General features: G+C 44.6%; 25 protein-coding genes and 1 other annotated feature. All 25 genes read left to right on the forward strand.

Translation table 11 applies throughout. From position 1 onward, the window contains the following. Window positions 1–6 precede the first annotated feature (6 nt). Window positions 7–156: a 50S ribosomal protein L33 gene (gene rpmG / locus HT574_RS18035; protein WP_175245657.1), complete on the forward strand. Its 150-nt coding sequence runs from the start codon at window positions 7–9 to the stop codon at window positions 154–156. 43 nt (window positions 157–199) lie between these two features. Further along, window positions 200–382, forward strand: coding sequence for a preprotein translocase subunit SecE (gene secE, locus HT574_RS18040; RefSeq protein WP_017434032.1), 183 nt, complete (start codon window positions 200–202; stop codon window positions 380–382). A gap of 128 nt (window positions 383–510) precedes the next feature. Next, on the forward strand, window positions 511–1,044 hold the full coding sequence (nusG, locus tag HT574_RS18045) for a transcription termination/antitermination protein NusG (protein ID WP_017434031.1): 534 nt from the start codon (window positions 511–513) through the stop codon (window positions 1,042–1,044). 251 nt (window positions 1,045–1,295) lie between these two features. Next, entirely contained in the window at window positions 1,296–1,721 is a 426-nt protein-coding gene (gene rplK / locus HT574_RS18050) for a 50S ribosomal protein L11 (RefSeq protein WP_017434030.1), read from the forward strand. 108 nt (window positions 1,722–1,829) lie between these two features. Continuing rightward, window positions 1,830–2,531: a 50S ribosomal protein L1 gene (gene rplA, locus HT574_RS18055; RefSeq protein ID WP_175245658.1), complete on the forward strand. Its 702-nt coding sequence runs from the start codon at window positions 1,830–1,832 to the stop codon at window positions 2,529–2,531. Window positions 2,532–2,578: 47 nt separating this feature from the next. Continuing rightward, window positions 2,579–2,732 (forward strand) — a sequence feature (ribosomal protein L10 leader region). A 44-nt stretch (window positions 2,733–2,776) separates the two neighbouring features. Next, window positions 2,777–3,277 (forward strand): 50S ribosomal protein L10, encoded by a 501-nt coding sequence (gene rplJ / locus HT574_RS18060; protein ID WP_017434028.1) that lies wholly within the window; start codon window positions 2,777–2,779, stop codon window positions 3,275–3,277. Window positions 3,278–3,325: 48 nt separating this feature from the next. Continuing rightward, window positions 3,326–3,694, forward strand: a complete 369-nt coding sequence (rplL, locus tag HT574_RS18065; RefSeq protein ID WP_017434027.1) for a 50S ribosomal protein L7/L12 — start codon at window positions 3,326–3,328, stop codon at window positions 3,692–3,694. Between the two features lie 99 nt (window positions 3,695–3,793). Continuing rightward, window positions 3,794–4,396 (forward strand): class I SAM-dependent methyltransferase, encoded by a 603-nt coding sequence (locus tag HT574_RS18070; RefSeq protein ID WP_026078351.1) that lies wholly within the window; start codon window positions 3,794–3,796, stop codon window positions 4,394–4,396. A gap of 226 nt (window positions 4,397–4,622) precedes the next feature. Beyond that, window positions 4,623–8,192 (forward strand): DNA-directed RNA polymerase subunit beta, encoded by a 3,570-nt coding sequence (gene rpoB, locus HT574_RS18075; protein WP_042410124.1) that lies wholly within the window; start codon window positions 4,623–4,625, stop codon window positions 8,190–8,192. A 106-nt stretch (window positions 8,193–8,298) separates the two neighbouring features. Further along, entirely contained in the window at window positions 8,299–11,898 is a 3,600-nt protein-coding gene (rpoC, locus tag HT574_RS18080; RefSeq protein WP_175245659.1) for a DNA-directed RNA polymerase subunit beta', read from the forward strand. Between the two features lie 140 nt (window positions 11,899–12,038). Next, on the forward strand, window positions 12,039–12,287 hold the full coding sequence (locus tag HT574_RS18085) for a 50S ribosomal protein L7ae-like protein (RefSeq protein ID WP_017434023.1): 249 nt from the start codon (window positions 12,039–12,041) through the stop codon (window positions 12,285–12,287). 100 nt (window positions 12,288–12,387) lie between these two features. Beyond that, window positions 12,388–12,810, forward strand: a complete 423-nt coding sequence (gene rpsL, locus HT574_RS18090; protein WP_017434022.1) for a 30S ribosomal protein S12 — start codon at window positions 12,388–12,390, stop codon at window positions 12,808–12,810. Window positions 12,811–12,849: 39 nt separating this feature from the next. Further along, window positions 12,850–13,320: a 30S ribosomal protein S7 gene (gene rpsG / locus HT574_RS18095; protein ID WP_017434021.1), complete on the forward strand. Its 471-nt coding sequence runs from the start codon at window positions 12,850–12,852 to the stop codon at window positions 13,318–13,320. Window positions 13,321–13,479: 159 nt separating this feature from the next. After that, a complete protein-coding gene (gene fusA / locus HT574_RS18100) occupies window positions 13,480–15,558 on the forward strand; it encodes an elongation factor G (protein ID WP_175245660.1) in 2,079 nt (692 codons plus the stop codon). Window positions 15,559–15,694: 136 nt separating this feature from the next. Next, complete coding sequence (gene tuf, locus HT574_RS18105) at window positions 15,695–16,882, forward strand: elongation factor Tu (RefSeq protein WP_175245661.1); 1,188 nt, start codon at window positions 15,695–15,697, stop codon at window positions 16,880–16,882. Between the two features lie 305 nt (window positions 16,883–17,187). Next, a complete protein-coding gene (rpsJ, locus tag HT574_RS18110; RefSeq protein WP_003247558.1) occupies window positions 17,188–17,496 on the forward strand; it encodes a 30S ribosomal protein S10 in 309 nt (102 codons plus the stop codon). A gap of 20 nt (window positions 17,497–17,516) precedes the next feature. Then, a complete protein-coding gene (gene rplC, locus HT574_RS18115) occupies window positions 17,517–18,152 on the forward strand; it encodes a 50S ribosomal protein L3 (RefSeq protein ID WP_017434017.1) in 636 nt (211 codons plus the stop codon). A gap of 29 nt (window positions 18,153–18,181) precedes the next feature. Next, window positions 18,182–18,805 carry a 50S ribosomal protein L4 gene (gene rplD, locus HT574_RS18120; protein WP_175245662.1) on the forward strand — a complete coding sequence of 208 codons (624 nt, stop codon included), beginning with the start codon at window positions 18,182–18,184 and terminating at the stop codon, window positions 18,803–18,805. Beyond that, entirely contained in the window at window positions 18,805–19,092 is a 288-nt protein-coding gene (gene rplW / locus HT574_RS18125) for a 50S ribosomal protein L23 (RefSeq protein WP_017434015.1), read from the forward strand. Before rplD ends, rplW begins: the two co-directional genes overlap by 1 nt. A 28-nt stretch (window positions 19,093–19,120) precedes the next feature. Further along, entirely contained in the window at window positions 19,121–19,951 is an 831-nt protein-coding gene (gene rplB / locus HT574_RS18130) for a 50S ribosomal protein L2 (protein WP_017434014.1), read from the forward strand. Between the two features lie 57 nt (window positions 19,952–20,008). Continuing rightward, window positions 20,009–20,287: a 30S ribosomal protein S19 gene (gene rpsS / locus HT574_RS18135; RefSeq protein WP_003247570.1), complete on the forward strand. Its 279-nt coding sequence runs from the start codon at window positions 20,009–20,011 to the stop codon at window positions 20,285–20,287. 18 nt (window positions 20,288–20,305) lie between these two features. After that, window positions 20,306–20,647, forward strand: a complete 342-nt coding sequence (rplV, locus tag HT574_RS18140) for a 50S ribosomal protein L22 (RefSeq protein ID WP_012748888.1) — start codon at window positions 20,306–20,308, stop codon at window positions 20,645–20,647. Window positions 20,648–20,650: 3 nt separating this feature from the next. After that, window positions 20,651–21,307: a 30S ribosomal protein S3 gene (gene rpsC / locus HT574_RS18145; protein ID WP_017434013.1), complete on the forward strand. Its 657-nt coding sequence runs from the start codon at window positions 20,651–20,653 to the stop codon at window positions 21,305–21,307. A 2-nt stretch (window positions 21,308–21,309) separates the two neighbouring features. Continuing rightward, window positions 21,310–21,744, forward strand: coding sequence for a 50S ribosomal protein L16 (gene rplP / locus HT574_RS18150; protein WP_012748890.1), 435 nt, complete (start codon window positions 21,310–21,312; stop codon window positions 21,742–21,744). Beyond that, window positions 21,734–21,934 carry a 50S ribosomal protein L29 gene (gene rpmC / locus HT574_RS18155; protein ID WP_017434011.1) on the forward strand — a complete coding sequence of 67 codons (201 nt, stop codon included), beginning with the start codon at window positions 21,734–21,736 and terminating at the stop codon, window positions 21,932–21,934. Before rplP ends, rpmC begins: the two co-directional genes overlap by 11 nt. Window positions 21,935–21,954: the final 20 nt, after the last annotated feature.

The following is a 21,954-nucleotide window of genomic DNA, read 5'->3' on the forward strand; positions in this document are numbered from 1 at the left end:
ACACTCATGCGAAAAAAAGTGATTTTAGCTTGCAGTAAATGCGGCGGCCGAAATTATGTAACGATGAAAAAAACAAGCCATGCAGCGGAACGCTTTGAAGCGAATAAATTTTGTAAAATTTGTAACATGCATACGCTCCACCGTGAAACGAAGTAGCGCTATGTGAGCAGTTTTTCAAGTCTGTTGGAGGTTACTAATCATGCAGCGAATCGTAAACTTTTTTAAAGAAGTAGCACGAGAAATGAAAAAAGTAAGTTGGCCAAACCGGAAGGAATTAGTTAATTATACCGCTATTGTATTAGCTACCGTTACGTTTTTTACGGTGTTTTTTGCCGTTATTGATTTAGGTATTTCCGAATTAATTCGTTTTGTTTTTGAATAAGTCTGCTGCCGATATGATATAATGAAAGATAATAATGTGAGCGTCTGACCCGGTAACGGGTTTTTGTTTTGCTTAAAAAAGGAAATGAAACCGATTTGGGGAGGGAAAGGACAGTTAAGTCCTAATCAATGGAAAAAAATTGGTATGTGATTCATACGTATTCCGGTTATGAAAATAAAGTAAAGGCCAATTTAGAAAAACGCGTCGAATCCATGGGTATGCAGGATAAAATATTTCGCGTTGTCGTTCCCGAAGAAACAGAAACAGATGTGAAAAACGGCAAAAGAAAAACGACGAAAAAGAAAGTATTTCCAGGCTATGTACTAGTGGAAATGGTGATGACCGATGATTCTTGGTATGTGGTGCGCAATACTCCTGGGGTAACGGGATTTGTCGGTTCAAGCGGGGCTGGCTCTAAACCAACCCCATTGATGGAAGAAGAAGTGAAAATGATTTTAAAACGGATGGGCATGCCATTGACAGACATCGATATAGATTATGAACTAAATGAAACGGTAAGGGTAAAAGAAGGTCCTTTTACTAACTTTACTGGTAAAATAGAAGCGATCGATGTGGATAAACGAAAAGTGAAAGTGCTTGTGAATATGTTTGGCCGTGAAACACCGGTGGAGTTGGAATTTTCGCAGATTGAAAAAATATGATGGAAAAGAACTTGCAATCAAAATCGAAAAGTGATAATATTTTAAAGTCAGTATGTCTCGTAAACCGAGACAAATATATTTCCGTACAAGCAATGAACTTATACAAGTGTATAAGGGAGCACTGTGATTTTTTAACACGCAGATCCTCTCAACCGAAACGGGAGATATGGAAAAAGGCTATATGACATTAGCCTTATGAGTGGGAGGGACTATCCCTAATACCACATCACGGACTTAAGGAGGTGTGTCTCGTGGCAAAAAAAGTTGTAAAAGTCGTCAAACTGCAAATTCCTGCGGGGAAAGCGAATCCGGCACCGCCAGTTGGTCCTGCATTAGGTCAAGCCGGTGTTAATATTATGGCGTTTTGTAAAGAGTTCAATGCTCGCACAGCTGACCAAGCGGGTTTGATTATTCCAGTTGAAATTACGGTGTTTGAGGACCGTTCATTTACATTTATTACAAAAACTCCGCCAGCTGCAGTGTTGCTGAAAAAAGCGGCCGGCATTGAATCCGGTTCTGGTGAACCAAACCGTAATAAAGTAGCGACAATCAAACGCGACAAAGTGCGTGAAATTGCGGAAATGAAAATGCCGGATTTAAACGCAGCAAGCATTGAGGCTGCGATGCGCATGGTTGAAGGTACAGCCCGCAGCATGGGCATTGTTATCGAAGACTAATGTGCATAGTGTTGGCTGAGGAGGTTGCGACTACAAGGAGTGATCCTTTTCGCAACCTTTATTCGTGGGAGGTTATTCCGCTAAAACCACAATGAGGAGGAATTATGTATGCCAAAAAGAGGAAAAAAATACTTAGAAGCATTGAAACTTGTAGACCGCTTTAAAGCGTATCCAATCGCAGAAGCGATTGAACTGGTGAAAAAAACGAACATTGCTAAATTTGATGCTACGGTGGAAGTTGCGTTCCGTTTAGGCGTGGATCCGAAAAAAGCGGACCAACAAATTCGCGGCGCGGTTGTATTGCCTCATGGTACAGGGAAAGTACGACGCGTATTAGTATTCGCTAAAGGGGAAAAAGCGAAAGAGGCGGAAGCAGCTGGCGCCGACTACGTTGGCGATACAGAATATATCAACAAAATCCAACAAGGTTGGTTTGATTTTGATGTCGTTGTCGCAACACCTGACATGATGGGTGAAGTTGGTAAACTGGGACGTATTTTAGGTCCAAAAGGATTAATGCCAAACCCGAAAACTGGCACCGTTACATTTGATGTCGCGAAAGCGGTGCAAGAAATTAAAGCTGGTAAAGTCGAATATCGCGTTGACAAAGCCGGCAACATCCACGTGCCGATCGGCAAAGTGTCGTTTGACAACGAAAAACTGGTAGAAAACTTCACTACGATTTACGAAGCGATTTTAAAAGCAAAACCAGCCGCTGCAAAAGGTACGTACGTGAAAAATGTAACGGTTACTTCGACGATGGGGCCTGGCATCAAAGTAGACCCATCTACAGTAGCGGTAGCACAATAAATATTGACTTCTTTCCATCCTTTTAGTAAAATGTCTTTTGTCTGAAAAAATGAATATCATTTGTACCGTAGACAGTAGGTGCTCTTAGGAGCTTAATTTCCTACCGAGGTATTTGTGCGATAGAAAAACGCGTTCAAGGCCGTTTTGCGCGTTTTGCGATACCTCCATGTCTACGTGGCATGGAGGTTTTTTACTGATGCGGTATAAGTGGTGTTTTCATTTTATCTTCTACAGGAGGTGTAAAAATGAGCAGCGCGATCGAACTCAAAAAACAAATTGTAGCAGAGATAGCTGAAAAGTTCCGCGCCAGCAAATCTACGGTTATCGTAGACTACCGCGGCTTAAACGTAGCGGAAATTACAGAGCTCCGCAAGCAGCTCCGCGAAGCGGGCGTTGAGTTCAAAGTGTATAAAAACACATTAACCCGCCGCGCGCTGGCGGAAGTTGGATTAGAAGGATTAAGCGACGTATTTACTGGACCAAATGCGATTGCATTTAGCAATGAAGATGTCGTAGCGCCTGCAAAAATTTTAAGTGAATTTGCCAAAGACCATGAAGCACTTGAAATTAAAGCAGGTGTCATTGAAGGCAACATTGCGACGCTGGAAGAAATCAATGCGCTTGCAAAACTTCCTTCCCGCGAAGGCTTGCTTTCTATGTTGCTTAGCGTTCTTCAGGCTCCAATTCGCAACTTTGCGCTTGTTACAAAAGCGGTTGCGGATAAAAAAGAAGAGCAAGGCGCATAATCTCGCATCCATATATGCATAAAATTATAAATTAAGGAGGAACTGACAATGACAAAAGAACAAATCATTGAAGCGGTTAAAAATATGACAGTATTAGAATTAAATGAATTAGTAAAAGCAATTGAAGAAGAGTTCGGCGTAACTGCTGCTGCTCCTGTAGTGGTTGCTGGCGGCGCTGCTGCTGGCGGCGAAGCTGCTGCTGAAAAAACAGAATTCGATGTTATTCTTGCTGATGCTGGTGCGCAAAAAATTAAAGTTATCAAAGTTGTTCGCGAAATCACTGGTCTTGGCTTAAAAGAAGCAAAAGACTTAGTTGACAACACTCCAAAACCAATTAAAGAAGGCGTTTCGAAAGAAGAAGCAGAAGAAATCAAAGCAAAACTTGAAGAAGTTGGCGCTAGCGTAGAAGTAAAATAATTGCTGTTTACAAGAAAAAAGCCCGCTGGTTTCAGCGGGCTTTTTTACTGCAAAAATGGGTATGATGGAAGATAGATGGGCAAAAGAAAGGTGATGAAATTGAGCGAACATTATTATTCTTCCAACCCGTCATCGGAAAGCCATCCTCATACGTGGACGTTTGTATTGCGGGGCAATAAGTTCGTATTTACCACGGACAGCGGCGTATTTTCCAAACGGGAAGTCGATTTTGGCACGCGGTTGTTGATTGAAACGTTTATGGAACCGGATATAGAGGGCGGTTTTTTGGATATTGGCTGCGGATATGGTCCGATCGGCTTGGCGGTTGCAAAGTCCTTTCCACACCGCCATGTAGACATGGTGGATATTAACAAGCGCGCGATCGAGTTGGCTATAGAAAATAAACAGGCCAACGATATTAAAAATGTAACGATTTATGAAAGTGATTTATTTGCGCAAGTAGGCGATAAAAAATTTGCTGCGATTTTAACCAATCCGCCGATTCGTGCCGGAAAACGCGTTGTTCACGCCATTTTTGAACAAAGCGCCGACCATCTTTACGAAAATGGGGAGCTGTGGGTTGTCATTCAAAAAAAGCAAGGGGCGCCGTCTGCGTTAAAAAAATTGGAAGAAGTGTTTTCACACGCAGAAGTGGTAGCGAAGAAAAAAGGATATTATATCATAAAGGCGAAAAAATGTTGACAGTGTTTTTGGGTTGTGATAACATTATACAATGCTAAATGTGTACATTTCCCTAGTAGGATGGTACGTATAATTTTGGTGATAATGGAAAAAATGATAAAATCAATAAACAGGTGAAAATATGGTTTTCTATGATAGAAACCATTTTCTTTTTTTCTCCATGAAAAGCATGGCTCCATGTTTACCTTCCAATTTGATTAATGTTTACATTTGAGGGGTGAATCACTTGACAGGCCGACTAGTTCAATATGGACGACACCGCCAACGGAGAAGTTACGCGCGCATTAGTGAAGTGCTCGAATTGCCGAATCTTATTGAGATTCAAACTTCCTCTTACAAATGGTTTCTTGATGAAGGATTGCGGGAAATGTTCCGCGAAATTTCCCCGATCGAAGACTTTTCCGGTAATCTTTCTCTTGAATTTATTGATTATAGTTTAGGGGAGCCGAAATATACGGTAGAAGAAGCGAAAGAACGCGATGTTACATATGCTGCGCCGCTTCGCGTAAAAGTCCGTTTAATTAACAAAGAGACAGGTGAAGTAAAGGAACAAGATGTGTTTATGGGTGATTTCCCGTTAATGACAGAAACAGGGACGTTTATCATTAACGGGGCAGAGCGGGTTATTGTATCCCAGCTTGTCCGCTCTCCGAGCGTGTACTACAGCGACAAAGTGGATAAAAACGGAAAACGAGGCTATTCAGCGACCGTGATTCCGAATCGCGGCGCCTGGCTAGAATACGAAACTGACGCCAAAGATGTTGTATATGTTCGCATTGATCGCACACGTAAACTGCCAGTTACGGTGCTTCTTCGTGCGCTCGGGTTTGGTTCCGATCAAGAAATTATTGATTTGATCGGCGACAATGAGTATTTGCGCAACACGCTTGAAAAAGATAATACGGATAGCACCGAAAAAGCGCTCATTGAAATTTACGAGCGCCTGCGCCCAGGCGAACCGCCGACGATTGAAAACGCGAAAAACTTGTTAATCTCTCGCTTTTTTGATCCGAAACGCTATGATTTAGCAAGCGTCGGACGTTATAAAATTAATAAAAAGCTCCATATTAAAAACCGCCTGTTTAACCAACGTCTTGCCGAAACATTAATCGATCCGGAAACAGGCGAGATTATTGCCGAAAAAGGAGCAATCATTGACCGCAGAATGTTAAATCGTTTGCTGCCATACCTTGAAAAAGGCATTGGCTTGCAAACTTATAAACCTAACGGGGGCGTAGTAGACGAGCCGATTTCTGTGCAGTCGATTAAAATTTACTCGCCAAATGACCCGGACAACGAAAAAGTGATCAATGTCATCAGCAACGGCTATATTGCTGAAGATGTCAAACATATTACTCCAGCGGATATTATCGCTTCCATCAGCTATTTCTTTAACTTGCTGCATGGGGTTGGCGATACGGACGATATCGACCATTTAGGAAACCGTCGTCTTCGTTCGGTCGGTGAATTGTTGCAAAACCAATTTCGCATCGGTTTATCTCGTATGGAGCGGGTTGTTCGCGAGCGTATGTCCATTCAAGATACAAACACGATTACACCGCAGCAATTGATCAACATTCGGCCGGTCATCGCTGCGATTAAAGAGTTTTTCGGAAGCTCGCAGCTTTCGCAATTTATGGACCAAACGAACCCGCTTGCCGAATTAACGCATAAGCGCCGTCTTTCGGCGTTAGGACCAGGTGGGCTGACGCGGGAGCGCGCAGGGTTTGAGGTGCGCGACGTTCACTACTCCCACTATGGACGGATGTGTCCGATTGAAACCCCTGAGGGCCCAAACATTGGATTAATTAACTCGTTATCGACTTATGCGAAAGTCAATAAATTCGGTTTCATTGAGACGCCGTATCGGCGCGTCGACCCGGAAACAGGAAGAGTAACCGATCAAATTGATTACTTAACGGCAGACGAAGAGGACAACTATGTTGTGGCTCAGGCGAACGTCCCGCTTGCGGAAGATGGAACGTTCTTAGAAGAAAATGTTGTCGCACGTTTCCGCGGGGAAAACATTGTCGTCAAACGCGACCGCGTTGACTATATGGACGTGTCGCCAAAGCAAGTTGTATCGGCAGCGACGGCATGCATCCCGTTCTTAGAAAACGACGACTCGAACCGCGCGCTTATGGGTGCGAACATGCAGCGTCAAGCAGTTCCGCTGTTAGAGCCGGAAGCACCAATTGTCGGTACAGGAATGGAATATGTATCGGCGAAAGACTCCGGTGCCGCTGTTATTTGTAAACATCGCGGTATTGTCGAACGGGTAGAGGCCAAAGAAATTTGGGTTCGCCGTCTCATTGAAGTAGACGGAAAGGAAGTAAAAGGAGACCTTGACAAATATCGTCTGTTGAAATTTGTCCGCTCGAACCAAGGAACTTGCTACAATCAGCGTCCGATTGTGAAAAAAGGTGACATTGTTGAAAAAGGTGAAATTTTAGCAGACGGTCCGTCGATGGACAAAGGTGAGCTTGCGCTTGGCCGCAACGTGCTTGTCGCCTTTATGACTTGGGACGGCTATAACTACGAAGACGCAATTATTATGAGCGAACGCCTCGTCAAAGAGGACGTATATACATCGATCCATATCGAAGAATATGAAGCGGAATCCCGCGATACGAAACTTGGTCCAGAGGAAATTACGCGCGATATTCCAAACGTCGGGGAGGATGCGCTAAAGAATTTAGATGAGCGCGGAATTGTCCGCATCGGTGCGGAAGTAAAAGACGGCGATTTGCTCGTTGGTAAAGTAACACCAAAAGGAATGACGGAGCTTACAGCCGAAGAACGGTTGTTGCACGCCATCTTCGGGGAAAAAGCACGCGAGGTGCGCGATACATCGCTGCGCGTTCCGCATGGCGGCGGCGGTATTGTGCTCGATGTGAAAGTATTTAACCGCGAAGACGGCGATGAGCTTCCGCCTGGCGTCAATCAGCTTGTCCGCGTCTATATTGTGCAAAAACGGAAAATTTCCGAAGGCGATAAAATGGCAGGCCGCCACGGAAACAAAGGGGTTATTTCCCGCATCTTGCCGGAAGAAGATATGCCGTTCTTGCCGGATGGCACACCGATTGATATTATGTTAAACCCGTTAGGTGTTCCGTCGCGGATGAACATCGGGCAAGTGTTTGAGCTGCATCTTGGGATGGCCGCGAAAAAACTCGGTCTTCATATTGCGTCGCCGGTATTTGACGGCGCTACAGAAGAAGATGTATGGAATATACTGGAAGAAGCAGGGATGCCGCGTGATGCAAAAACGGTTCTATACGATGGCAGAACGGGAGAACCGTTTGACAACCGCGTATCGGTCGGCATTATGTATATGATTAAGCTGGCGCACATGGTTGACGATAAGCTTCATGCTCGCTCAACGGGACCGTACTCGCTTGTTACGCAGCAACCGCTCGGTGGGAAAGCGCAATTTGGCGGACAACGTTTCGGCGAAATGGAAGTATGGGCGCTCGAAGCTTACGGTGCTGCGTATACATTGCAAGAAATACTTACCGTCAAATCGGACGATGTGGTTGGTCGCGTGAAGACATACGAAGCAATTGTCAAAGGGGAAAACATACCGGAGCCAGGTGTGCCGGAGTCGTTTAAAGTTTTAATTAAAGAGCTGCAAAGCTTAGGCATGGATGTGACGATTTTAACGAGCGATGAACAAGAAGTTAATATGGAAAACTTCGATGAGGACGAAGACCATGCTGCCGATGCGATTGTTTCGGAAGTGAAACCGGCAGAAAAGGAAAAAGCAGCTGAAAAAGACGCCGTCACGAAAGAATAAGCTTAACCGATAGTGATGGGGGAATATTCCTCCATCACTATCAAGGTGTTATCCAACAAACAAACAATTGAGGCAAAACCGATGGATAAAGAGGGAGGTATACCCCTTGCTAGATGTAAATAAATTTGAGTACATGAAAATCGGGCTCGCTTCACCGGAGAAAATCCGCTCCTGGTCGTATGGTGAAGTAAAAAAACCGGAAACGATTAACTATCGTACATTGAAGCCGGAAAAAGACGGATTGTTTTGCGAGCGCATTTTCGGGCCGACTAAAGACTGGGAATGCCATTGCGGAAAATATAAGCGCGTACGTTATAAAGGTGTTGTCTGCGACCGCTGCGGTGTCGAAGTTACTCGCTCGAAAGTCCGCCGTGAACGGATGGGTCATATTGAACTAGCCGCTCCTGTTTCACATATTTGGTATTTTAAAGGCATCCCAAGCCGTATGGGGCTTGTGTTGGATATGTCGCCGCGTGCGTTAGAGGAAGTGATTTATTTCGCTTCCTACGTGGTGACGGACCCAGGCGATACACCTTTAGAGAAAAAACAGTTGCTTTCCGAGAAAGAATATCGCGCCTATCGCGAAAAATACGGGCAATCGTTCCAAGCTTCCATGGGGGCGGAAGCCATTAAAAAGCTTCTCCAAGATATTGATTTAGATAAAGAAGTAGCGACGTTAAAAGAAGAGCTGAAAACGGCGCAAGGACAGCGTCGTGCTCGTATTATCAAGCGCTTGGAAGTGCTAGAGGCGTTCCGCAACTCAGGCAACGATCCTGCTTGGATGGTGCTTGATGTGCTGCCGGTTATCCCGCCTGAATTGCGGCCAATGGTGCAATTAGACGGCGGACGCTTTGCGACATCGGACTTGAACGATTTGTACCGCCGCGTAATTAACCGAAATAACCGCTTAAAACGTTTATTGGATCTTGGCGCACCAAATATTATCGTGCAAAACGAAAAACGGATGTTGCAAGAAGCCGTTGATGCGCTGATTGACAATGGTCGCCGCGGCCGCCCGGTAACAGGACCTGGCAACCGCCCATTAAAATCATTGTCCCATATGTTAAAAGGGAAACAAGGACGTTTCCGGCAAAACTTGCTCGGTAAGCGCGTCGACTATTCCGGCCGTTCTGTTATTGTTGTCGGTCCAAACTTAAAAATGTATCAATGCGGCTTGCCAAAAGAAATGGCGCTCGAACTCTTTAAGCCGTTTGTTATGAAAGAACTGGTAGAACGCGGATTGGCGCATAATATTAAAAGCGCGAAACGGAAAATTGAGCGCGTGCATCCAGAAGTATGGGACGTATTAGAAGATGTCATTAAAGAGCATCCAGTGCTTTTGAACCGTGCTCCGACGCTTCACCGTTTAGGCATTCAAGCTTTTGAACCAACGCTTGTCGAAGGCCGCGCGATTCGCTTGCATCCGCTTGTATGTACCGCGTATAACGCGGACTTTGACGGAGACCAAATGGCGGTTCACGTTCCGCTCTCGGCGGAAGCACAGGCGGAAGCGCGCTTGCTCATGCTGGCTGCGCAAAATATTTTGAACCCGAAAGACGGAAAGCCAGTTGTTACGCCTTCGCAAGACATGGTTTTAGGAAACTATTATTTAACGATGGAACGCGAAGGGGCCATCGGTGAAGGCATGGTATTTAAAGATACGGATGAGGCGTTGCTTGCCTATCATAATGGATATGTTCATTTACATTCGCGCATCGCTGTTCATGCCGGCTCATTGAAAAACGAAACGTTCACCGAAGAGCAAAACAACAAATTATTGCTCACTACCGTTGGCAAATTGATTTTCAACGAAATTTTGCCAAACTCGTTCCCTTACATTAATGAGCCGACAACAGAAAACATTGAGGGACGGACGCCGGATAAATATTTCCTTGATAAAGGCGTAAATGTGAAAGAAGAGATTCGCAAACGCGAACTTGTACCGCCGTTTAAGAAAAAAGTGCTTGGACAAATTATCGCGGAAGTATTCAAGCGGTTTAAAATTACGGAAACGTCGAAGATGCTTGACCGCATGAAAGATTTAGGTTTCCAATATTCGACAAAAGCTGGCATTACGATCGGCGTCGCTGATATCGTAGTATTGCCGGAAAAACAAGAAATTCTTGACGAAGCGCAAGCGAAAGTCGATACCGTATTGAAACAGTTCCGCCGCGGTTTAATTACCGATGAAGAGCGCTATGAACGTGTCATTTCGATTTGGAGCGCGGCGAAAGACAAAATTCAAGACAGACTAATGAAATCGTTGGATAAACGCAACCCGATCTTTATGATGAGTGATTCTGGAGCGCGCGGTAACGCTTCGAACTTTACGCAGCTTGCCGGAATGCGCGGTCTCATGGCCAACCCGGCAGGACGCATTATTGAGTTGCCGATCAAGTCGTCGTTCCGTGAAGGTTTAACGGTATTGGAATACTTTATTTCTACGCACGGGGCGCGCAAAGGACTGGCGGATACGGCTCTAAAAACAGCGGACTCTGGTTATCTCACAAGACGTCTTGTCGACGTGGCGCAAGATGTGATTGTGCGTGAAGAAGATTGTGGTACAGACCGCGGTATTCTTGCAAGAGCGTTAACAGACGGCACAGAAGTGATCGTCAAATTAGAAGAGCGCCTTGTCGGCCGCTATGCGCAAAAAACGGTGAAACATCCGGAAACAGGCGAAATACTCGTTCGTAAAGATGAAATGATCACCGAAGATATTGCGAACGAGATCATTAAAGCGGGGATTACAGAGGTATGGATTCGTTCTGCCTTTACATGCAATACGCGGCATGGCGTATGTAAAAAATGCTATGGCCGCAACTTGGCGACAGGCGCCGATGTCGAAGTCGGCGAAGCGGTCGGTATTATCGCGGCCCAGTCGATCGGGGAGCCTGGTACACAGCTGACGATGCGTACGTTCCATACAGGCGGTGTTGCCGGCGACGACATCACCCAAGGTTTGCCACGGGTACAAGAGCTGTTTGAAGCGCGGAATCCGAAAGGGCAAGCTGTCATTTCGGAAATTGACGGCGTTGTTGTTTCCATTAGCGAAACGCGTGATCATCAATATGAAATTGTTGTCAAAGGTGAGGTTGAAACGCGTTCATATGTTGCCCCTTACAACGCAAGACTAAAAGTCGAAGAAGGACAGCAAGTAGCGAGAGGTCAAGAGCTGACCGAAGGATCGATCGATCCAAAACAGCTGTTAAGAGTCCGCGACATTACATCGGTTCAAGAATACTTGCTGCGTGAAGTACAGAAAGTATACCGGATGCAAGGGGTAGAAATTAGCGACAAACATATTGAAGTGATGGTTCGGCAAATGCTGCGCAAAGTGCGTGTCATTGATGCAGGGGACACGGACGTGCTCCCAGGAACGCTGCTGGATGTGCATCAATTTACAGACGTCAATGAAAAAGCGCTTCTGGAAGGAAAACGCCCGGCGACCGCACGTCCGGTACTGCTTGGTATTACAAAAGCATCGCTTGAAACAGATTCGTTCTTATCGGCTGCATCGTTCCAAGAAACAACGCGCGTGTTGACCGATGCGGCGATTAAAGGAAAACGCGATGAATTGCTCGGCTTAAAAGAAAACGTCATTATCGGTAAGCTTGTTCCAGCCGGAACAGGAATGGCTCGTTATCGTAAAGTCAAGCCGGTAGTGAAGAAAGAAACAGAAAGCGATGCTGTTACATCCAAATAAATCTCTCGGTGCCAGCAAAGGAGGGTCCTCCTTTGCTGGCAATAAATTAAATGGATTGAAAATATAGTTGACAATGTCTTGCAAAAATGATAGTATATCAAAGGTGTTCCAAAAACCTGGTACTTTGGAGGATATGTTACATGTCTTATGAAAAAGTATTACAGGCTGGAAAGATTGTCGTTGGAACGAAACAAACAGTAAGAGCTCTGAAAGAAGGAAAAGCGCTCGAAGTCATCGTTGCCGAAGATGCTGATCCATCCATTGTTGATAAGGTAATGGAAGCAGCGAAAGAGGCTAATGTTCCCGTTACGAAAGTAGATTCGATGAAAAAGCTTGGCAAAGCGTGCAAAATTCAAGTAGGAGCAGCTGCTGTCGCGATTCTTCGGTAAAAACCATTTCGGTTTTTATCTTAAAAACGTTGTTTGTATAAATAATGAACCACCTGGATATGTGGGCTTAAGTTTATATGTGAAAGGAGGACAATTTAACATGCCTACAATTAACCAATTAGTCCGTAAAGGGCGCGAGAAAAAAGTAGTAAAATCCAAATCTCCAGCGTTAAATAAAGGATACAACAGCTTTAAAAAAGTGCAAACAAACGTTCCTTCACCACAAAAACGGGGTGTTTGTACACGTGTTGGTACGATGACTCCGAAAAAGCCAAACTCTGCGCTTCGTAAATATGCGCGTGTTCGTTTATCGAACGGTATCGAGGTAACAGCTTACATCCCTGGTATCGGCCATAACTTACAAGAACACAGCGTCGTATTAATTCGTGGCGGACGTGTAAAAGACTTGCCAGGGGTACGTTATCACATCATTCGTGGCGCCCTAGATACAGCAGGTGTGGCAAACCGCATGCAAGGGCGTTCGAAATACGGTGCGAAAAAACCAAAAGAATCGAAAAAATAATAAAGTAAATCGGATTTTTTACTGAAAGGAGGAAAAACTATGCCACGTAGAGGTCCAGTTGCAAAACGAGACGTACTACCAGACCCAATTTACAATTCGAAACTAGTAACCCGTCTAATCAATAAAATTATGGTGGACGGAAAAAAATCAAAAGCACAAAAAATTCTTTACACGGCATTTGATATTATCCGTGAACGTACGGGTAAAGATCCTATGGAAGTATTTGAACAAGCATTAAAAAATGTTATGCCTGTTTTGGAGGTTCGCGCACGCCGCGTCGGTGGGGCAAACTACCAAGTTCCTGTTGAGGTTCGCCCGGATCGCCGTGTGTCGTTGGGGCTTCGCTGGTTAGTGCAATATGCTCGTCTCCGCGGCGAAAAAACGATGGAAGAGCGCCTTGCGAATGAAATTATGGATGCGGCCAACAACACCGGTGCAGCGGTGAAAAAACGCGAAGATACGCACAAAATGGCGGAAGCAAACAAAGCGTTTGCACATTATCGTTGGTAATGATCAGTTAAAGATCTTTATTAGGGAAATAGGTGATGGTGGCAAAATCAGCTTGCCGCCTATACCTATATTCCTATGATTTTGTATTGTTTTAATTGTTTTATATGAGCGTGATTATTATACATGATACTTATTTGAAGGAAGGAGAAAATAACCACCATGGCAAGAGAGTTCTCCTTGGAAAACACTCGTAACATTGGGATTATGGCGCACATTGACGCCGGTAAGACAACAACAACAGAGCGTATCTTGTTCTACACAGGACGCGTTCATAAGATTGGTGAAGTCCATGAAGGTGCGGCCACAATGGACTGGATGGAACAAGAGCAAGAGCGCGGGATTACGATTACGTCTGCGGCGACAACTGCGCAATGGAAAGGTCATCGCATCAATATTATCGACACGCCAGGGCACGTAGACTTTACAGTAGAGGTAGAGCGTTCCCTTCGCGTGCTTGACGGTGCGATTACTGTTCTTGACGCGCAATCCGGTGTAGAACCGCAAACGGAAACAGTCTGGCGCCAAGCGACTACATACGGGGTTCCACGTATTGTATTCGTCAACAAAATGGACAAAATTGGCGCGGATTTCCTATATTCTGTAAAAACACTTCATGACCGCTTGCAAGCAAACGCGCATCCAGTGCAATTGCCAATCGGTGCGGAAGACCAATTCTCCGGCATTATTGACCTTGTCGAAATGTGCGCGTACCATTACCATGATGAACTTGGCAAAAATATTGAACGCATTGAAATTCCGGAAGAATACCGTGATATGGCGGAAGAATACCACAACAAGCTTATTGAAGCAGTTGCGGAATTAGATGAAGAACTGATGATGAAATATTTAGAAGGGGAAGAAATTACAACAGAAGAATTGAAAGCAGCGATTCGCAAAGCAACGATCAGTGTAGAATTCTTCCCTGTATTCTGCGGCTCCGCATTTAAAAACAAAGGTGTTCAATTGCTGTTAGATGGAGTCGTAGATTATTTGCCATCTCCAGTTGATATTCCGCCAATCAAAGGGGTTGTACCGGATACGGAAGAAGAAGTTGTTCGTGAATCAAGAGACGATGCTCCATTCGCAGCGTTAGCATTTAAAATTATGACAGACCCTTATGTTGGTAAATTAACGTTCTTCCGCGTGTACTCTGGTACGCTTGATTCTGGTTCATATGTCATGAACTCGACAAAACGCAAACGCGAACGTATCGGTCGTCTCCTACAAATGCATGCGAACCACCGTCAGGAAATTTCGAAAGTATATGCCGGTGACATCGCAGCAGCTGTAGGTTTAAAAGATACAACAACAGGCGATACTCTATGTGATGAAAAGAACCTTGTTGTATTAGAATCAATGGAATTCCCTGAACCAGTTATTAACGTAGCCATTGAGCCAAAATCAAAAGCAGACCAAGATAAAATGAGCCAAGCATTGCAAAAGTTACAAGAAGAAGACCCAACATTCCGTGCTTGGACAGATCCGGAAACTGGCCAAACGATCATTGCTGGTATGGGTGAGCTTCACCTAGACATCATCGTTGACCGTATGCGCCGTGAATTTAAAGTGGAAGCGAATGTTGGCGCTCCACAAGTTGCATACCGCGAAACATTCCGCAAATCGGCGCAAGTGGAAGGGAAATTCATCCGTCAATCCGGTGGCCGCGGTCAATACGGTCACGTTTGGATCGAATTCTCGCCAAACGAACGCGGAAAAGGGTTCGAATTCGAAAACGCGATTGTCGGTGGGGTTGTTCCGAAAGAATATATACCGGCAGTCCAAGCAGGTCTTGAAGAAGCAATGCAAAACGGGGTTCTTGCCGGATATCCAGTGGTCGACATTAAAGCGAAACTATTTGATGGTTCTTACCATGATGTCGACTCGAGTGAAATGGCGTTTAAAATCGCAGCTTCTTTAGCATTGAAAAACGCTGCGACTAAATGTGACCCTGTGTTGCTTGAGCCAATCATGAAAGTCGAAGTAATTATTCCAGAAGAATATCTTGGCGATATTATGGGCGACATCACTTCCCGCCGCGGACGCGTCGAAGGAATGGAAGCCCGCGGTAATGCACAAGTCGTCCGCGCGATGGTTCCGCTTGCGGAAATGTTTGGATACGCTACTTCGTTGCGTTCTAATACACAAGGACGCGGAACGTTCACGATGGTATTTGACCACTATGAAGAAGTTCCGAAAAACATTGCAGACGAAATCATCAAAAAAAATAAAGGTGAATAATTGATTTCTCTGCATAGTTTCGCTATAAATACTTATGTAAGACTTGGGAATCAATACAATCTGTATTGGTTCCCAGGCATCCTATATTTATATAAACCATTAAAATTATATTCTAATTTTAAGGAGGATATTTCTCATGGCTAAAGCGAAATTCGAACGTACGAAACCACACGTCAACATTGGTACTATCGGCCACGTTGACCACGGTAAAACGACGTTAACTGCTGCGATTACAACGGTTCTTGCTAAACAAGGTAAAGCAGAAGCAAAAGCGTATGACCAAATCGACGCAGCTCCAGAAGAACGTGAACGCGGTATCACAATCTCTACTGCACACGTTGAGTATGAAACTGAAAAACGCCACTATGCACACGTTGACTGCCCTGGACACGCGGACTACGTGAAAAACATGATCACAGGTGCAGCGCAAATGGACGGCGCGATCCTTGTTGTATCTGCAGCTGACGGTCCAATGCCACAAACTCGCGAACACATTCTTCTTTCTCGCCAAGTAGGTGTACCATACATCGTCGTATTCTTGAACAAATGCGACATGGTAGACGACGAAGAATTATTAGAACTAGTTGAAATGGAAGTTCGTGATCTATTATCTGAATATGACTTCCCTGGCGATGAAGTGCCTGTTATCAAAGGTTCTGCATTAAAAGCGCTTGAAGGCGATCCGCAATGGGAAGAAAAAATTGTTGAATTGATGAATGCAGTTGACGAATACATTCCAACTCCACAACGTGAAATTGACAAACCATTCATGATGCCAATTGAAGACGTATTCTCGATCACCGGTCGTGGTACGGTAGCAACTGGCCGTGTAGAACGCGGTACGCTAAAAGTTGGTGACGCAGTAGAAATCGTTGGTCTTTCTGACGAGCCAAAATCTACAACAGTTACTGGTGTAGAAATGTTCCGTAAACTTCTTGACCAAGCAGAAGCTGGTGACAACATCGGTGCGCTTCTTCGCGGTATTTCCCGTGACGAAGTAGAACGCGGTCAAGTACTTGCGAAACCAGGCTCTATCACACCACATACAAAATTTAAAGCGCAAGTTTACGTTTTAACAAAAGAAGAAGGTGGACGTCATACTCCATTCTTCTCTAACTATCGTCCACAATTCTACTTCCGCACAACAGACGTAACAGGTATCATCACGCTTCCAGAAGGCGTAGAAATGGTTATGCCTGGCGACAACGTTGAAATGACAGTAGAATTAATCGCGCCAATCGCGATCGAAGAAGGTACAAAATTCTCAATCCGTGAAGGTGGACGTACAGTAGGCGCAGGTTCTGTATCTGAAATCATTGAGTAATATACTTGCGCTTCTGTGGCAGAAAAACAAGCAGGTTTGCACAAGGCAAACCTGCTTGTTTTTTTATGCAATTTTTCGACAGGTTGAAAATGGACATTTAGCTATGTATAATTAAGAAGTGCGCAGAAAAACGAAGAAATAGCTTGCAATCCCGTTTACATATCTGTATAATATCAAATGTTGGTCTTTGACTGCGATGAAGTGGAAGGTTGCTGACACACCCGGTCGCTTTGCCATGGCGAGTGTGCAGGAAATTTCCATGGAGAATGTCTATTTTGAAAATAGGCGAAGAAGGAGGGAAAACAATGGCAAAAGAAAAAATTCGTATCCGTTTAAAAGCTTACGATCATCGAATTCTTGATCAATCTGCGGAGAAAATCGTAGAAACAGCAAAACGTTCCGGCGCAAAAGTATCCGGTCCGATTCCGTTGCCAACGGAAAGAACTGTTTATACGATTTTACGTGCTGTTCACAAGTATAAAGATTCTCGTGAACAATTCGAAATGCGTACACATAAACGCTTGATCGATATCGTAAACCCTACTCCACAAACAGTAGATTCATTAATGCGCCTTGATTTGCCATCTGGCGTTGATATTGAAATTAAACTTTAATTAAGCAGGAGGTGTGACGAATGACCAAAGGAATCTTAGGGAGAAAAATCGGTATGACGCAAGTATTCGCAGAAAATGGCGATTTAATTCCTGTAACCGTCATTGAAGCAACTCCAAACGTGGTATTGCAAAAGAAAACGATTGAAAAGGACGGTTATGAGGCGATCCAATTAGGTTTTGAGGATTTAAGCGAAAAACGCGCCAATAAGCCACAAATCGGCCACGCTGCGAAAGCGAATACTGCACCTAAGCGCTTCATCCGCGAAATCCGCGGCGCAAATGTCGATGAATACGAAGTTGGTCAGGAAGTCAAAGTAGATATTTTTTCTGAAGGCGATATTGTCGATGTGACTGGAATTTCAAAAGGGAAAGGATTCCAAGGCGCAATCAAACGGCATGGTCAATCGCGCGGACCAATGGCACACGGTTCTCGCTATCATCGTCGTCCTGGTTCGATGGGTGCGATTGCTCCAAACCGCGTATTTAAATCGAAAGAATTGCCAGGTCGCATGGGTGGACAACGTGTAACGATCCAAAACTTGAAAATCGTGAAAGTGGATCCAGAACGCAACCTTCTTCTTATCAAAGGAAACGTACCTGGTCCAAGAAAAGGTTTAGTGATCGTAAAAAGCGCAGTAAAAGCGAAAGCAAAATAACATTTTGCTAGGAAAGGAGGAACTATCCAATGCCAAAAGTAGCATTGTATAACCAGAACGGAGAAACAATCGGTGAAATTGAACTGAACGATTCCGTTTTTGGTATTGAGCCAAATAAATATGTGTTATTCGAAGCGGTCATTATGCAACGCGCTTCGCTGCGTCAAGGAACGCATAAAACAAAAAATCGTTCGGAAGTAAGTGGCGGCGGCCGCAAACCATGGCGCCAAAAAGGAACAGGTCGCGCTCGTCAAGGTTCGATTCGCGCTCCACAATGGCGTGGTGGTGGTACAGTATTCGGCCCGGTTCCGCGCAGCTACAGCTATAAGCTGCCGAAAAAAGTCCGTCGCTTAGCAATTAAATCGGCATTATCTTCTAAAGTTCTTGAAAACAACATTGTTGTTTTAGACAGCTTAACATTAGAAGCGCCAAAAACAAAAGAAATGGCAAAAATCTTAAACAATCTCTCAGTTGATCGCAAAGCGCTGATTGTAACAGATGACGTCAATGAAAATGTTGCACTATCTGCGCGCAATATTCCAGGCGTTACTGTGATTACAGCGAACGGCATTAACGTTCTTGATGTGTTAAACCATGATAAGCTTGTAATCACGAAAGCGGCCGTGGAGAAAGTAGAGGAGGTGCTTGCATAATGAAAGATCCTCGCGATATTATTAAGCGCCCCATCATCACGGAAAATACCATGAATTTAACAGCGCAAAAAAAATACACGTTTGAGGTAGATGTAAAAGCCAATAAAACCGAAGTAAAAGATGCTGTTGAAAAAATCTTTGGCGTAAAAGTAGCGAAAGTCAACATTATGAACTATAAAGGGAAATTTAAACGCGTTGGCCGTTACAGCGGTTATACAAACCGTCGCCGCAAAGCGATTGTAACGTTAACGCCAGACAGCAAAGAGATCGAACTGTTCGAAGTATAAAGTTTAAAAGCGAAGGAGGGAAACCAACATGGCGATTAAAAAATATAAACCGACATCCAACGGTCGTCGTGGCATGACAGTGCTTGATTTCTCAGAAATCACAACCGATCAGCCGGAAAAATCGTTGCTCGCGCCATTAAAGAAAAAAGCGGGTCGCAACAACCAAGGGAAAATTACAGTACGCCATCAAGGTGGCGGTCATAAACGTCAATACCGTATCATTGATTTTAAACGCGACAAAGATGGAATTCCAGGCCGCGTTGCTACAATCGAGTACGATCCAAACCGTTCCGCAAACATTGCATTAATTCATTATGCAGACGGTGAAAAACGTTATATTATTGCGCCGAAAAACCTTAAAGTAGGCATGGAAATTATGTCTGGACCAAATGCAGACATCAAAGTCGGCAACGCATTGCCGCTTGAAAATATCCCAGTTGGTACGCTTGTGCACAATATCGAGCTGAAACCAGGAAGAGGCGGACAGTTAGTTCGCGCAGCTGGCACATCCGCACAAGTTCTTGGGAAAGAAGGAAAATATGTCATTGTTCGTCTTGCATCTGGCGAAGTGCGCATGATTTTAGGTGCTTGCCGGGCAACAGTTGGTGAAGTAGGTAACGAACAGCATGAACTGGTCAACATCGGTAAAGCAGGTCGTGCTCGTTGGTTAGGTATTCGCCCAACAGTTCGTGGTTCGGTTATGAACCCTGTCGATCACCCGCACGGTGGTGGTGAAGGTAAAGCACCAATCGGACGTAAATCGCCAATGACTCCTTGGGGCAAACCGACACTTGGATTTAAAACTCGTAAAAAGAAAAATAAATCGGATAAATTTATTATCCGCCGTCGTAAAAAATAACGGGGTTGAACTACGGTTCTTAAGAACCGTAGCACAATCACGAAGGGAGGTTCATTTATGGGTCGCAGCTTAAAAAAAGGTCCGTTCTGTGATGAGCATTTAATGAAAAAAATTGAAAAATTAAATGAGACAGGACAAAAACAAGTAATTAAAACATGGTCTCGTCGTTCGACAATTTTCCCGCAATTTGTTGGTCATACGATTGCCGTATATGATGGACGCAAACATGTACCGGTTTATATTACGGAAGACATGGTCGGACACAAACTTGGCGAGTTCGCGCCAACACGTACGTTCAGAGGCCACGCTGGCGACGATAAGAAAACAAAACGTTAATGAGAGGAGGTTAAACACATGCAAGCTAAAGCTGTTGCAAGAACAGTCCGGATTGCTCCTCGTAAAGCACGTTTAGTGATTGATTTAATTCGAGGAAAAGAAGTTGGTGAGGCAGTAGCCATTCTTCGCCACACGCCAAAAGCTGCTTCTCCGATTATTGAAAAAGTGTTAAAATCTGCGGTAGCAAATGCTGAACATAACTATGACATGGACGTGAACAAACTGGTTATTACGGAAGCATATGTGGACGAAGGTCCAACGCTGAAACGTTTCCGCCCGCGCGCAATGGGACGTGCAAGCGCGATTAATAAACGCACAAGCCATATCACCATCGTTGTTTCAGAAAAGAAGGAGGGATAATAAGTGGGTCAAAAGGTGAATCCAGTCGGTCTCCGCATCGGCATTATTCGTGACTGGGACTCTAGATGGTACGCTGAAAAAGATTATGCGGACCTTTTACATGAAGATCTAAAAATCCGTGAGTATATTAATAAACGTTTGCAAGATGCTGCGGTGTCTCGCATTGAAATCGAACGTGCGGCAAACCGTGTTAATGTTACGATTCATACGGCTAAACCAGGCATGGTCATCGGTAAGGGCGGTTCGGAGGTAGAAGCGCTCCGCAAAGCGTTAACGCAATTAACTGGCAAGCGTGTTCACATTAACATCGTTGAAATCAAAAAACCAGATTTAGATGCGAAACTAGTAGCGGAAAACATTGCTCGCCAATTAGAAAACCGCGTTTCCTTCCGTCGTGCGCAAAAACAAGCAATTCAACGCGCAATGCGCGCAGGTGCAAAAGGGATTAAAACGATGGTATCCGGTCGTCTCGGCGGTGCTGATATCGCTCGTTCGGAACATTACAGCGAAGGAACTGTTCCACTCCATACACTTCGCGCTGACATCGATTACGGAACGGCAGAAGCGGATACAACATACGGAAAAATCGGCGTAAAAGTATGGATTTATCGTGGAGAGGTCCTTCCGACAAAAAAGAAAACTGAGGAAGGAGGAAAATAATTATGTTAATGCCAAAACGCGTAAAATATCGTCGTGAACATCGCGGACGCATGAAAGGTCGCGCAAAAGGCGGCACGGAAGTACATTTCGGTGAATACGGATTGCAAGCGTTGGAATCCGCTTGGATTACCAACCGCCAAATCGAGGCAGCTCGTCGTGCGATGACTCGTTATATGAAACGTGGCGGTAAAGTTTGGATTAAAATTTTCCCTTCTAAACCATATACAGCAAAACCGTTGGAAGTGCGGATGGGTTCCGGTAAAGGTGCTCCTGAAGGTTGGGTAGCGGTTGTTAAGCCAGGTAAAGTAATGTTTGAAGTTGGCGGTGTTTCAGAGGAAGTGGCACGTGAAGCATTGCGTCTTGCTTCTCACAAACTTCCGATTAAATGCAAATTCGTAAAACGCGAAGAAATTGGTGGTGAAGCAAATGAAAGCTAAGGAAATTCGTGAACTTACCACTGCCGAAATTGAACAAAAAATTAAAGCATTAAAAGAAGAGTTATTCAACCTTCGCTTCCAATTGGCAACAGGGCAATTGGAAAACACGGCACGCATTCGCCAAGTGCGTAAAGATATCGCACGTATGAAAACGATCATCCGTGAAAGAGAGATCGCTGCCAATAAATAAACGTTTGAGAGGAGGTTTGC

It is taken from the genome of Parageobacillus sp. VR-IP, assembly GCF_013357975.1.
GTDB lineage: Bacteria > Bacillota > Bacilli > Bacillales > Anoxybacillaceae > Saccharococcus > Saccharococcus caldoxylosilyticus.